The organism is Streptomyces sp. NPDC033177 (assembly GCF_055577715.1).
In genome coordinates, this window is record NZ_JBVIPS010000009.1 from 335,663 (window position 1) to 348,539 (window position 12,877).

General features: G+C 70.4%; 14 protein-coding genes. 5 read left to right on the top strand and 9 right to left on the bottom strand.

Annotation, left to right across the window (positions count from 1 at the left end):
• Window positions 1–30 precede the first annotated feature (30 nt).
• Window positions 31–1,125 (bottom strand): cell division protein ZapE, encoded by a 1,095-nt coding sequence (gene zapE, locus ACZ5U5_RS30005; protein ID WP_469027723.1) that lies wholly within the window; start codon window positions 1,123–1,125, stop codon window positions 31–33.
• A 37-nt stretch (window positions 1,126–1,162) separates the two neighbouring features.
• Between zapE and ACZ5U5_RS30010 the strand changes: the two genes are divergently transcribed.
• From ACZ5U5_RS30010 to msrB, 4 genes are all read left to right on the top strand, one after another.
• Window positions 1,163–1,927: a pyrimidine reductase family protein gene (locus ACZ5U5_RS30010; protein ID WP_469027725.1), complete on the top strand. Its 765-nt coding sequence runs from the start codon at window positions 1,163–1,165 to the stop codon at window positions 1,925–1,927.
• Window positions 1,928–2,072: 145 nt separating this feature from the next.
• Window positions 2,073–2,546, top strand: a complete 474-nt coding sequence (locus tag ACZ5U5_RS30015) for an indole-3-glycerol phosphate synthase (protein ID WP_469027727.1) — start codon at window positions 2,073–2,075, stop codon at window positions 2,544–2,546.
• Between the two features lie 144 nt (window positions 2,547–2,690).
• Window positions 2,691–4,085 (top strand): UDP-N-acetylmuramate--L-alanine ligase, encoded by a 1,395-nt coding sequence (gene murC, locus ACZ5U5_RS30020; RefSeq protein ID WP_469027730.1) that lies wholly within the window; start codon window positions 2,691–2,693, stop codon window positions 4,083–4,085.
• Between the two features lie 13 nt (window positions 4,086–4,098).
• Window positions 4,099–4,506: a peptide-methionine (R)-S-oxide reductase MsrB gene (msrB, locus tag ACZ5U5_RS30025; RefSeq protein WP_469027732.1), complete on the top strand. Its 408-nt coding sequence runs from the start codon at window positions 4,099–4,101 to the stop codon at window positions 4,504–4,506.
• Window positions 4,507–4,582: 76 nt separating this feature from the next.
• On the opposite strand, the gene ACZ5U5_RS30030 is transcribed toward msrB, so the two are convergent.
• The 3 genes from ACZ5U5_RS30030 to ACZ5U5_RS30040 form a co-directional block, all read right to left on the bottom strand.
• Window positions 4,583–5,911 carry a M28 family metallopeptidase gene (locus ACZ5U5_RS30030; RefSeq protein WP_469027734.1) on the bottom strand — a complete coding sequence of 443 codons (1,329 nt, stop codon included), beginning with the start codon at window positions 5,909–5,911 and terminating at the stop codon, window positions 4,583–4,585.
• Between the two features lie 226 nt (window positions 5,912–6,137).
• Window positions 6,138–6,599: a hypothetical protein gene (locus ACZ5U5_RS30035; protein ID WP_469027736.1), complete on the bottom strand. Its 462-nt coding sequence runs from the start codon at window positions 6,597–6,599 to the stop codon at window positions 6,138–6,140.
• Window positions 6,600–6,691: 92 nt separating this feature from the next.
• Window positions 6,692–7,102 carry an organic hydroperoxide resistance protein gene (locus tag ACZ5U5_RS30040; RefSeq protein WP_469027739.1) on the bottom strand — a complete coding sequence of 137 codons (411 nt, stop codon included), beginning with the start codon at window positions 7,100–7,102 and terminating at the stop codon, window positions 6,692–6,694.
• 102 nt (window positions 7,103–7,204) lie between these two features.
• Here ACZ5U5_RS30040 and ACZ5U5_RS30045 point away from each other — a divergent pair, with 102 nt between their 5' ends.
• Window positions 7,205–7,705, top strand: a complete 501-nt coding sequence (locus ACZ5U5_RS30045) for a MarR family winged helix-turn-helix transcriptional regulator (protein WP_469027741.1) — start codon at window positions 7,205–7,207, stop codon at window positions 7,703–7,705.
• A gap of 13 nt (window positions 7,706–7,718) precedes the next feature.
• Here ACZ5U5_RS30045 and ACZ5U5_RS30050 read toward each other — a convergent pair whose 3' ends face one another.
• The 5 genes from ACZ5U5_RS30050 to ACZ5U5_RS30070 form a co-directional block, all read right to left on the bottom strand.
• A complete protein-coding gene (locus ACZ5U5_RS30050) occupies window positions 7,719–8,723 on the bottom strand; it encodes an ABC transporter substrate-binding protein (RefSeq protein WP_469027744.1) in 1,005 nt (334 codons plus the stop codon).
• Between the two features lie 16 nt (window positions 8,724–8,739).
• Window positions 8,740–9,519: an ABC transporter ATP-binding protein gene (locus tag ACZ5U5_RS30055; RefSeq protein WP_469027747.1), complete on the bottom strand. Its 780-nt coding sequence runs from the start codon at window positions 9,517–9,519 to the stop codon at window positions 8,740–8,742.
• Window position 9,520: 1 nt separating this feature from the next.
• A complete protein-coding gene (locus ACZ5U5_RS30060; protein WP_469027750.1) occupies window positions 9,521–10,618 on the bottom strand; it encodes a FecCD family ABC transporter permease in 1,098 nt (365 codons plus the stop codon).
• Window positions 10,619–10,764: 146 nt separating this feature from the next.
• The gene (locus ACZ5U5_RS30065) at window positions 10,765–12,042 is read right to left on the bottom strand and encodes an MFS transporter (RefSeq protein WP_469027752.1); all 1,278 of its coding nucleotides are present in this window, start codon (window positions 12,040–12,042) and stop codon (window positions 10,765–10,767) included.
• A complete protein-coding gene (locus ACZ5U5_RS30070) occupies window positions 12,039–12,866 on the bottom strand; it encodes a Rossmann-like domain-containing protein (RefSeq protein WP_469027755.1) in 828 nt (275 codons plus the stop codon). Before ACZ5U5_RS30070 ends, ACZ5U5_RS30065 begins: the two co-directional genes overlap by 4 nt.
• Between the last annotated feature and the right edge of the window lie 11 nt (window positions 12,867–12,877).

Genomic DNA, 12,877 nt, shown 5'->3' on the forward strand with positions numbered 1-12,877 from the left:
TGCGGGAACCACGCGCGTAGCGGTGAGTCGCTACGGCTTGACGAGGCTCTTCGCGTCCCGCGCCAATGCCGTGAGCCGGGAGATCGCCCGGAAGTACTTCTTCCGGTAGCCACCGTTCAGCATCTCCTCGCTGAACAGCTGGTCGAAGGGCATGCCCGAGGCGAGCACCGGGACCTCGCGGTCGTAGAGGCGGTCGGCGAGCACGACCAGGCGCAGGGCGGTCGACTGGTCGGGGACCGGCGTCACGTCGGTGAGGCAGACGGCCCGGAGGTCGTCGGTGAGCGCCCCGTACCGGCTGGGGTGGACGCGCGCGAGGTGGTCGAGCAGGTGCGGGAAGTCGTCGAGGCTCGCGCCCTCGGTCGCGTACGCGGCCTTCGTGACCTGCGCCTCCGAGTACGGAGCGGGAGCTTCCGGAAGGCCCCGGTGGCGGTAGTCCTCGCCGTCGATGCGCAGCGACTTGAAGTGGGTGGCCAGACCCTGGATCTCGCGCAGGAAATCGGCGGAGGCGAACCTTCCCTCGCCGAGCTTGCCCGGCAGCGTGTTCGAGGTGGCGGCGAGCGCCACGCCCTCGTCGACGAGCCGCGCGAGCAGCGAGGAGACGAGCACCGTGTCGCCCGGGTCGTCGAGCTCGAACTCGTCGATGCAGAGCAGCCGGTGGCCGCTGAGGGTACGCACGGTCTGCTGGAAGCCGAGGGCGCCGACCAGGTTCGTCAGCTCGACGAAGGTGCCGAACGCCTTCTGCTCGGGTGCCGCGGGCGTCGCGTGCCAGAGGGAGGCGAGGAGGTGGGTCTTGCCCACTCCATAGCCACCGTCGAGGTAGACGCCGCGGGGGCCGGTGGGAGCCGCGGGCTTGGCGCGGCCGAACCAGCGCTTCTTGCCCGTGCCGGAGGCGTGCGCCCCGCCGAGCCCGGCCGCGAAGCCGCTCAGGACCCGCACGGCCTCGGTCTGGCTCGGCTGGTTCGGGTCCGGGATGTACGTATCGAAGCGGACGGAGTCGAAGCGCGGCGGCGGCACCATCTCGGCGACCAGGCGGTCGGCGGGGACATGGGGCTCGCGGGCGCACAGCGACAGGGGAGCCGCTTCGGCTATGGGGCTCTGCCCGGGGGCGGCGGTGGAGGACGACACGGTTCCTAACTCTAAGCGCCGTGCAAGACTGCTGGACATGCGACGCCTGTTCCCTGTGACCGACCAGACAGACGAAACATCAGTACGAGAGTGGGGGCTGGGGGAGCTGGCCGACGCGTACGCCTACCCCCCGGACGCGACCTCCTGGCTGCGCGCCAACATGGTCTCCACGCTGGACGGGGCGGCCCAGCACGACGGCCGCTCCCACCCCATCTCGAACGACACGGACATGCGGATCTTCGGCACCCTGCGTGCGGTCGCCGATGTCGTGGTCGTGGGTGCCGAAACGGTCCGCCAGGAGGGTTACCGCCCGGCACGCGCGCGTGAGGCCTTCGCGGAGCGCAGGGCGGCGGCCGGACAGTCGGTGGCGCCCGCGATCGCCGTGGTCAGCGCGAGCCTCGACCTGGATTTCAGCCTTCCGCTCTTCACCTCGCCGCTGGTGCCCACGCTCGTGGTGACGGGTGCCGCGGCGCCCGTCGAACGGGTCGCGGCGGCCGAGAAGGCGGGCGCCGTGGTGGTGGTCGCGGGGGAGGGCACCGCGGTCGAGCCGGAGCGGGTCGCGCCCGCCCTGGCCGGGCGTGGCCTGACCCGGCTGCTCACGGAGGGCGGGCCCCGGCTGCTCGGCCAGTTCGTGGCGGCGGGAGCCCTGGACGAGCTCTGTCTGACGGTGTCCCCGATGCTCACCGCGGGGGACGCGCAGCGGATCGCCTGGGGGTCCGCTCTGGCGGTGCCGGAACGATTCGCCCTCGCTTCGGTACTGGAGGAGGCCGGGTTTCTCTTCACCCGATACCGTCGGACCTGACAATCAGCGGAATCAGCCGTTCCGTTTCGCTTCCGTTGGGCACACTAAAAGTCGCAGACCCCGTGCGGCCACGGGGCAGGATGGTTTCCGCAGGGGCCTGTCGAGACAGACACTCGGCAGCCCACGGATGAGAAGGGCGCCTGTCGTGTTCAGAAGCGTATTGATGATCGAGAAGGCCCTGACGTCCGCCGACGTGGAGTTCGTCACCACCTTGCACGGCGACGAGACGGTCAGCTTCCGGGTGCTGCTCCAGCCCCGCGGCGATCAGGCGGACCGCCTCCTTCGGGCCATCGACGACGTGGCTCTGGGGGAGCTCGACGACGCGGCGAAGGAAGGCGACGTACCCGAGGGGCAGGACGCCACGGCCCCCGCGCAGAAGGCCCTGGAGGTCTCGCTGACGGCGCTGCGGGCGGCGGGCTGCGAGGCATCGGGACAGCTGATCGAGGACCACCCGCTCGACGCGCTCAAGCAGCTGGTCGAGGAGTCGAACGCGGACGAGGTCATCGTGCTGACCGACCCGCACTACGTGGAGGAGTTCTTCCACCGCGACTGGGCCTCGCGGGCGCGGCACAAGGTGGGCGTACCGGTCCTGAAGTTGTTCTCGCACGCGAAGGACTAGGCGCGGCGGCGTCCGGCAGGGGGCAGGCGGGGCTCAGGTGTGCCGGGTGTCCGCCCGAGGCAATAGTCTGGGCCCTGCTCAGCTGTGCGTACCCTGCTCAGCCGCTCATCTGCCGTAACTCTTGGATCTTGGGGAGACACACGTATGGCACCCGGCCTGCCCACCGCCATGGACCGACCGCACTTCATCGGCATCGGCGGCGCCGGAATGTCGGGCATCGCCAAGATCCTGGCCCAGCGCGGGGCCAAGGTCGCCGGCAGCGACGCGCGGGAGTCGGCCACGGCCGAGGCCCTTCGGACCCTGGGCGCCACGGTCCACATCGGCCACGACGCCGCGCACCTCGCGTCCGACGCCACCTGCGTCGTCGTCTCCTCCGCGATCCGCGCCGACAACCCCGAGCTGGCCCGCGCCACGGAGCTCGGCATTCCGGTCGTCCACCGCTCGGACGCGCTCGCCTCCCTCATGGAGGGCCTGCGGCCGATCGCGGTGGCCGGCACGCACGGCAAGACCACGACGACCTCGATGCTCGCCGTCACCCTCTCCACCCTGGGCCTCGACCCGTCGTACGCGATCGGCGGCGACCTGGACGCCCCGGGCTCGAACGCGCTGCACGGCGACGGCGACATCTTCGTGGCCGAGGCGGACGAAAGCGACCGCAGCTTCCACAAGTACGCGCCCGAGGTCGCCATCGTCCTGAACGTGGAGCTCGACCACCACGCCAACTACGCGTCGATGGACGAGATCTACGAGTCCTTCGAGACCTTCGCGGGCAAGATCGTCCCCGGCGGCACGCTGGTGATCGCGGCGGACCAGGAGGGCGCGGCCGAGCTGACGAAGCGCGTCCGCGACCTGGGCGAGCTGAAGGTCGTCACGTACGGGGAGTCCGAGGGCTCCGACCTCCGCATCCACAAGATCACCCCGCGCGGCCTGACCAGCGAGGTCACGGTCGTCCTTAACGGCAAGTTCCTGACCTTCACGGTCTCGGTCCCCGGCCGCCACTACGCCCACAACGCGGTCGCCGCCCTGGCCGCGGGCATCGCCCTCGGCATCCCGGCGCACAACCTCGCGTCGGCCATCGGCTCGTACACCGGAGTCAAGCGCCGTCTCCAGCTCAAGGGCGAGGCGGCGGGCGTCCAGGTCATCGACTCGTACGCGCATCACCCCACGGAGATGACCGCGGACCTGGAGGCGATGCGCTCCGCCGCCGGTGACGCGCGCATCCTCGTCCTCTTCCAGCCCCACCTCTTCTCCCGCACGCAGGAGCTCGGCAAGGAGATGGGCCAGGCCCTGGGCCTCGCGGACGCCTCCGTGGTCCTCGACATCTACCCCGCGCGCGAGGACCCGATCCCCGGCATCACCAGCGCCCTGATCATCGACGCGGCGGTCGATGCGGGCGCCGACGTACGGCCCGTACACGACAAGGGCGAAGCCGCCGCGGTCATCGCGGGAATGACGAGGCCCGGTGATCTCGTTCTCACCATGGGAGCGGGCGACGTCACGGACCTCGGCCCGCAGATCTTGGCAGAGCTTTCGAAGTAAGGGGTTCAGTCTCATGTCGTACGACGTCGAGAAGCCGGACGAGCAGTGGCGCGCGGAGCTCAGCCCCTCGGAGTACGCGGTGCTGCGCCAGGCGGGCACCGAGCCCGCGTTCGTGGGTGAGTACACCGACACCAAGACCAAGGGCGTCTACTCCTGTCGCGCCTGCGGCGCGGAGCTGTTCACCTCGGAGGAGAAGTTCGAGTCGCACTGCGGCTGGCCGAGTTTCTTCGACCCCAAGGACACGGACGCGGTCGAACTCCTCCAGGACGCCTCGCACGGCATGGTCCGCACGGAGGTCCGCTGCGCCCGCTGCGGCTCGCACCTCGGCCACGTCTTCGAGGGCGAGGGCTACGCGACGCCGACGGACCAGCGGTACTGCATCAACTCGATCTCACTGACGCTGGCGCCTGCGGAGGGCTGAGCGGGAGTTCACGTCGTCGGGGCCCGGCAGCGGAGGAACGCTGCCGGGCCCCGACGCGTGTTCAATCCCCAACGCCTCAGAACGTCAGCTTCCAGCTGTTGATGTAGCCGGTGTCCTGCGCTGCCACGTCCTGTACGCGCAGCTTCCAGGCGCCGTTGGCCGGCTCGCTCGATGCGTTGACCGTGTACGTCGCGATGACGTTGTCCGCCGAGTCGTTGCCGCTGGAGTTCTTCAGGCGGTACGCCGTGCCGTCGGGGGCGAGCAGGTCGACGACCACGTCTCCGCGCCAGGTGTGCCGGATGTCGACGTCCGCCTTGAGGGTGGCGGGGGCGTTGCCGGTGCGGCCGGTGACGTTCACCGTCGAGGTCACTGCCGCGCCGTTGTCCGGGATGGCGACGTCAGCGGTGTTCTCGTACGTGTCGCCCGGCGGGACGGGCGTCTCCGTGCCGAGGGTCCAGACGGCGTGGGCGATGGCGTCGCTGTTGCGGTCCAGGGCCGTGTCATTGATGTTCGACGTGGTGTCGCACGACGAGTGGTAGCAGCGGTCGAAGGCCTGGCCCGCCGTGCCGCCCCACTTCTGGGCCTGGGCGCTGGACTTCGTACGGCTCGCGCCGGTGAAGAGTCCGCCGACCGGGATGCCCACGTTCTTGAAGCTCGCGTGGTCGGAGCGGCCGTCGCCCTCGGTCTCTATCTCCGTGGGGACGTTCAGACCCGCGTAGTAGTCCTTGAAGGTCTTCTCGATCGTGGGGTCGTCGTCGTAGACGAAGTAGCCGGGGTTCGGCGAACCGATCATGTCGAAGTTCAGGTAGCCGGAGACCTTCGAACGCTCGGTGCTGGGGAGGTTGTTGACGTAGTGCTTTGAGCCGACCAGGCCCAGCTCCTCCGCGCCCCACCAGGCGAACCGCAGGTGCTTCGTCGGCTGCAACTGCGCGCGTGACACCGCGAGTGCGGTCTCCAGGACTCCTGCCGAGCCCGAGCCGTTGTCATTGATTCCGGGGCCCGAGCTGACGCTGTCGAGGTGGGCGCCCGCCATCAGGACCTTGTTCGGGTCGCCGCCGGGCCAGTCCGCGATGAGGTTGTAGCCGGTCGCGCCGCTGGAGGTGAACTGCTGCACGGTGGTGGTGAACCCTGCCGCGTCCAGCTTGGCCTTCGCGTAGTCGATGGAGGCCTTGTAGCCGGGGCGTCCGTGGGCGCGGTTGCCGCCGTTGGCCGTGGCGATGGACTGGAACTGGGAGAGGTGCGCCTTGACGTTGGCGAGGGGGATGTCGGGGGCCGCGAGCGTCGGGGAGGGGGCTGCCATGGCCCCTGGCGCAGTGGCCGCGATCAGGCCGGCGGCGGCCAGCGTGGCGACGCCCGCGGTGGCCCGTCTCAGGGTGCGGGGCAGGGCGGGTATGGAGATTCTCATGTGGGGCTCCGAATTCCGAACAGCGAGGGGGACGGAACGTACTGACGCCCTGCGACGCGGATGCCGCAGGGCGCTGGAGCTGTACTGAGCAGAGGGGTGGGGCGTGTGCGTTGCCTGATATTGAAGCTGGGACGACCCACCGTCAAGAGAGGAAACCGGTCAGATGCCGGTCAGCCAGTTTCGGATATCGGACGCCCTGCCATGGTCGGCGTAGGGGGAGAGGGGGTCAGTCCTCTTCCGGCGTTTCCGGACGCAGCAGCGGGTGCTTCACGCCCGGGAACACGCGGGCCTTGATCACCGGCTCGGCGTCCGCGCCCTGGATCACCGTCTCGGCGATGCCCCAGGGGCGGCCCAGCAGGACGACGAGGATGGTGTACGAAGAGGCGCAGCCCATGCAGTCGTAGCGGTCCGCCCAGGTCTCGACCTCGGTGCGGCTGCCGGGGTATCGGGCCACGTGCCGGTGGCGGGCGTGGCAGCGGTCGCACTTCTCGCCCGGCTCGCAGGTGCCGCCGCAGGGGCACGGCACGTCAAGGGTCTCGGCGGGCTGCCAGCGCTGCGTGACGACGGCCTCACGGGTGGCGCCCATGTCCTTCATGGCCTTGAGGTTGCGGGCGGCGACGTTGTACGACTCGCCGGTCGACGTCATCCGGTTCCGGATCACGTCCTTGCGTCCGCGGTTCGTCGTCATGCTGGGGCCTCCTGGGGTTCACGCAGCCCACCAGGAGGCCCATGAGATCGGTCCTCCTACGGTACCTGCCGCCGGGCACCGCCCTGGAACGCCTACTCGATGACGAGGTCGACCTCGATGTTTCCGCGGGTGGCCTTGGAGTACGGGCAGTACGCGTGCGTGGCCTCGACCAGCTGCTGCCCGGTCTCGCCCGCCAGGGAGTCCGGCAGCTCGACGCGCATCACGACCGCGAGCCCGAAGCCCGCGTCGTCCTTGCCGATGGAGACCTCGGCGGTCACCGAGACGTCCTTCGTGTCGACCTTCATCTCACGGGCGACCGCCCCCATGGCGCTGGCGAAACAGGCCGCGTACCCGGCGGCGAAGAGCTGCTCGGGGTTGGTGCCCTGTCCGTTGCCGCCGAGGGCCGGGGGCATGGCGAGCGCGAGGTCGATCTGGCCGTCGGAGCTGACGGCGCGGCCCTCGCGGCCGTTCGCGGTGGCGACGGCGGTGTACAGCGCGTTCATGGGGTGCCTCTTCCGTTGGTGCGGCTTGTTGGCTCTGCCGTTATGGTTGCACACCATTTAGTTGTGCACAACTGAATGGTGTGTGCGGGGTATCCTGGAGCCATGACCTCATCGCCGACCGCCGCACCGACCCCGCCCGGACGCGAGCTGCCCGATGTACCCGACGGCACCGAGCTCCTCCGCCTCGATCACCAGGTCTGCTTCTCGCTGCACGCCGCCTCCCGCGCCTTCGGCGGCGTCTACCGCGACGCCCTCAGGGACCTGGGCCTCACGTATCCCCAGTACCTGGTCATGCTGGTGATCTGGGAACACGGCCCCCAGCCCGTCAAGGCCATCGGCGAGCGGCTGCGCCTCGACTCCGGCACGCTCTCGCCGCTCCTCAAGCGGCTGGAGACCGCGGGGCTCGTGCGGCGCGAGCGCAGCGCCGCCGATGAGCGCTCCGTGACCGTCCAGCTGACCGACGCGGGAGCGGAGCTGCGGGAGCAGGCCGTATGCGTCCCACGCCGGATCATGGAGGCAAGCGGCCTGACGGTCGATGAGGCCCGTGCCCTGCAAGGGCTCCTCGGCCGCCTGACCGGCGCGCTCGACCGGGCCGCACGCTAAGACCCCCGAGGGGTCATCGCTTCAGCTCCCGCACGTACTTCCCGAACTTCTCCAGGCCGTCGATGTTGCGCGGCCCGCTGATGCCCTCGTTGTAGTCAAGGACGAAGAAGTTGTTCTTCTTCACGGCGGGCAGTTCCTTGGTGTGCGGGGACTTCTTCAGGAAGTCGATCTTCTTCTTGGCGGGCATGTCGCCGTAGTCGAAGATGATGATGACCTCGGGCTCCGCCTTGGCGACGGCCTCCCAGTTCACCTGGGTCCAGCGCTCGTCGAGCCCGTCGAAGATGTTCTCGGCGCCGGCCGACTTGATGATGTCGTTGGGCGGGACCTGGCTGCCCGCCGTGAAGGGCTGGTCCGTGCCGGAGTCGTAGAGGAAGACGGGGAGCGGGTCGCTCTTGAGGGACTTGGGAGCCTTGGACTCGACGGCGGCCACGCGCTTCTTGAGGCCGCCCACGACCTCGTCCGCCTTCTTCTCGACCTTGAAGATCTTGCCCAGGCGGTCCAGGTCCGAGTAGAGGGCCTTGAACGGGGTCACTTTCTCCGGGTACTTGGGATAGTTGAAGCAGCTCTCCGTGTGCATGAAGCTCTGGATGCCGAGCTTGTCCAGGATCTTCGGCGTGATGCCGCGCTGGTCGCTGAAGCCCGAGTTCCAGCCCGCGACGACGAAGTCCGACTTGGCCTCCACGACGAGTTCCTTGTTGAGCAGGTCGTCGCTGAGCATCTTCACCTTGGCGTACTCCGACGCCCAAGGGGACTCGCTCACCGGCGGGTTGGCCGGCGGCATGACGTAGCCGTGGACGTGCTTCGTCAGGCCGAGGCTGAACATCTTGTCGGCGCTGCCGCCTTCGTAGACCACCACGCGCTGCGGAGTCCTGTACGTGACCGGCTCACCGCAACGCTTGACGGTGACCTTCTTCGACGCGCCGGCGGCCTTGGAGTCCGAGTCGACCTCCGCGCCGCAGCCGCCGAGCAGCAGGGCCGCCGCGAGCGCCGATCCGATGGTGGTACGTGTTCTGGGCATGGTCTGGCGGTGCCTTTCAAAGGGGAGGGGGAGGGCTGAGCGCGTAGAGGAGTTGGGGGTCACCGGTCAGGGGATGGGCGATGACGCTGGCCTTGACGCCGAACACCTCGTCCACGAGGCCCGTGGTGAGCACCTCTTCCGGCGTTCCGGCGGCCACCAGCGCGCCCTGCGACAGCACGCCGATGCGGTCGCACGCGGCCGCCGCGAGGTTGAGGTCGTGCAGGACCACGAGGACGGTCAGGCCCGAGCCCTTCAGGAGCGAGAGGAGCTCGATCTGGTGACGCACGTCGAGGTGGTTCGTCGGTTCGTCCAGGACCAGGATCTGCGGCTCCTGCACCAACGCCCGTGCCAGCAGCACACGTTGGCGTTCGCCGCCCGACAGGGTGAGTACGCCGCGGTGGGCGAGGCGGGTGAGGTCGAGTCGGGCCATGGTCCGCGCGCACAGGTCCCGTTCGCGCTCGCCGAGCGCCTGGTTGCCGCGCAGATGGGGCGCGCGGCCCAGCGCGACGACCTCCTCCACCGTCAAGTCGAGGTCCACCGCACCGTCCTGGGCCATCGCGGCGATGACCCGCGCACTGCGGCGCGGCGAGAGGCGTGAGAGGTCGTCGGCGCCCACCCGGACCACGCCGGAACTCGGGCGCAGCGCGCGGTAGACACACTTGAGCGCGGTGGACTTGCCGCTGCCGTTCGGGCCGACCAGGCCCACGATCTCGCCGCTGCCCACCTCCAGGGACAGGTCCCGGACGAGGAGCTTGCCGTCGATCGTCACGGACAGGCCGTCGAGTACGAGCTCCATCTCAACGGCCCCCGAACATATAGCCCTTGCGCCGCATCAGCGCGACGAACACCGGCACTCCGACCAGCGCCGTGATGACCCCGAGCGGCAGCTCGCGCGGCGCCACCAGGGTGCGTGAGACCAGGTCGACCCAGACCATGAACACCGCCCCGACCAGCGGCGCGACGGCCAGCACCCGGGCGTGCGCGGCGCCGACCACCATGCGTACGAGATGGGGCATCACCAGGCCGACGAAACTGATCGCGCCGCTGACGGCGACCATCACCCCGGTGATCAGCGAGGCGAGCAGCAGCAGGCCCTTGCGGTGCCGGTCGGGGCTGACGCCCAGGCTCGTCGCGGTCTCGTCGCCGAGCGCCAGGACGTCCAGCGCCCTGCTGTACCGGTGGAGCACAGCCGTGCCGAGCAGGACGCAGACGGCCACGACGGGCAGAGTCCCCCAGCTCGCGGCGCCGAAGCTGCCCATCGTCCAGTAGAGGACCATGCTGGTCGCCTCGCTGTCCGGCGCGAAGTAGATGATCACGCTCATCACGGCCTGGAAGCCGAGCGCCATGGCCACGCCGGTCAGGACGAGCCGCAGCGGGGAGAGCCCGCCGCCGCGGGTCGCCGAGGCGACGTATACGAGGAGGGAGGCGACCAGCGCCCCGATGAACGCGCCCGCCGACACCGCGTAGATGCCGAGGGCCGCGAGCCCGCCGGTCACCGTGACCGCGACCGCGCCGACCGAGGCGCCCGAGGAGACGCCCAGGACGAACGGATCGGCGAGCGCGTTGCGCACCAGCGCCTGGATGGCGACGCCGACCGCGCTGAGGCCGGCGCCCACAAGTGCCGCCAGGAGCACGCGAGGTGTGCGGATCTGCCAGATGATCTGATACGTCGTCACCTCGTCCGCGTCGATGCTCCCGCCGGTCAGCGCCGCCCACAGCAGCCGGGCGGTGTCGCCCGGCGGGACGACGGCGGAGCCGAGGCCGATGGCCACGACGACGGAGACGAGAAGAACGAGCAGGAGCACGGCGCAGGCCGCCGCCAGGCCCGCGCGGGAGGCGAGCCGGTTCCGCGCACCTTGCGCCGGGGGATCCGGCGGGGGCGCGTCGGACGCCATGGCAGTGGCTGCTGCGGCTGTGCCTGCCGTGGCTGTGCCTGCCGTGGGGGAGAGCGCGGGCGGGGGCATGGCGGTCGGGCCTTTCTGGTGGGTGCGTCGGGCGCCGGGCGCCGGAGCGGTGGTGGACGGAGAGGACCGGCCTTGAGCTAGGGGGCGGGGGCGGGCTCCTCGTCCACCGGTCCGGCCCGCAGCACGAGCACCGCGGCCACGAGCGCCACGACCACCAGCGCGCCGAAGGCCGCGGCGATGCCCGGGTAACCGGCCAGGCCCAGGCCCAGCCCGCCGAGGCCCGCGCCCACGAAGACGCCGAGGCTCATTCCCGCGGCGTTCACGCTCAGGGCCGCGCCGCGTTGCGTGCCGCAGCGTCGGACGAGGAGGCTGACCACGCAGGCGGCCACGACGGCGTGGCTCGCGGCGTGCAGGGACGTCATGGCGAGCGCGAGCGGCAGCCAGTGCGTGAAGTAGAAACCCACGACCGAGACGAGCGCGGCGACCAGGCCGATGGCCAGCATCCGCTCGGTGCCGATCCGCGGCTCATCGGAGTTCGTGATCCGCCCCGTGAGGAGGTTGCTCACGAAGAACGACGCGCCGCTGAGCGTCCACACGAACGCGAAGAGCCCGGGGTCGAGCTGGAACCGGTCGTCGTAGTAGGCCGCCAGGTAGGACAGGTAGCCCATGAAGACGGCGGTGCGCAGCAGGGCGATGAGCAGCAGCGGCACGACCCCGGGGATGGCCCCGAGCGCCTTGAACGAAGCGACGTAGCCCAGGCGTTGGGTTTCGTCCCGCTCCTCCACCGGCTTGTTCTTGCCGCGCACGAAGAAGACCGCGGCGAGCAGCAGCGACACCCCTGTCACCGCGAACAGATCACCCTGCCAACCCCAGAACAGCGCGGGCAGCGCGATGACCGGCGCCGCCAGCATCGCGGTCATCGACTGGGTGGCCGTCACGAGCGTCGCCGCGCGCCCGGCCGCCTTACCGGAACCGAAGCGGTCGGCGGCGGCCGCGGTCAGCGCCGGGTTCAGTACCGACGTACTGGCGCCGACCAGCAGGCAGAACACGGCGAGCAGGATGAAGTCCCCGCTCGCGCCGAGGGCGGCGGACACGCCGAGCGCGGCGAGGCCGCCCGCCGCCGCCCACTCCTTGCGCACGCGGTCGATCAGCGGAGCGAGCGCGGTGCCCACCAGCAGGGCCGCGAGGCCGCCGAGCCCGCGCAGCCCGCCCAGCGTGGCGACACTGCTGTCGGCGTCCTCGGCCATCGGCACCAGATACGTGCTGAAGACGGTGAACGGCAGCAGGCCGACCGCGGACGCGACCAGGACGGGCCACAGCGTGCGGGCCATCCGCAGGTCACCGGGCAGTGCCTCCTCGGAGGCGGGGGACGGCGAACTCACGCCAGAGCCCGTGGACTTGGAGTCGACGCTCACGCCGCCTCCCTGTAGCGGTAGAGCGGCGTCTCGTCTGCGCTGAACTGCGAGAACGCGAAGGGCTCGGCGGAGAGCCCGGTCACCCCGGCGGGCAGGAAGGCGCGGGCCACGGCGCTGCCGCTCTGCGCGTACACCACCAGCGGCACCCCGTGCTCGCGGCAGTGGGCGAGGATCAGGTCGAAGGTGCCGTTGCTCAGCGTCATGCCGGTGGCGACCACGGCGTCGGCCTCTGCGAGCACCTCGGTCATGTCGTCCGTGATCCGGTCGCCCCACTGGGTCGTACGGAGGTTGAGATCGCAGGGCAGACAGACGCCGCCCCGCTCGCGTATCGCCTCGACCAGCGGATTGACCACGCCGATGAGCGCCACCTTCGCGCCGGGCTCGATGTCGAGGAGCCCGGCTATGGCCGCGTCGCGGGCCTTCGCCCGGACCTCCGGGGTGCCGGTGGGCAGCGTGACCCGCTCGGCGTCGGCGGCATCGCGGTGCGGGCCGACCTGCGCGAGATAGGCGTCAAGGGCGGCGATGCGGACGGGCGTCGACTCGGCGCGCAGCAGCTTGTCGAGGCTGTGGCCCGATGCGTTCTCGCAGAAGTCCGGGGTGAGTTCACCGGCCTCGAAGGAGCAGGCGCCGAACGCCGTGCCGACCCGCAGCAGCAAGTAGTGGTTGTGGTACGTCACTTGGCTGCCCGCGAGGCGGGTGGTGTTGTACAGCCAGAAGGCGCTGGTGACGGAGAGGTCCTTGGGGTGGGGGCCGTACTCGCCCGCCAGGACGGCGTCGATGAGCTCCGCGACGTTGTGCGGTGTGCGCGGATCGGGGTGTGACATGTGGTGTGCCT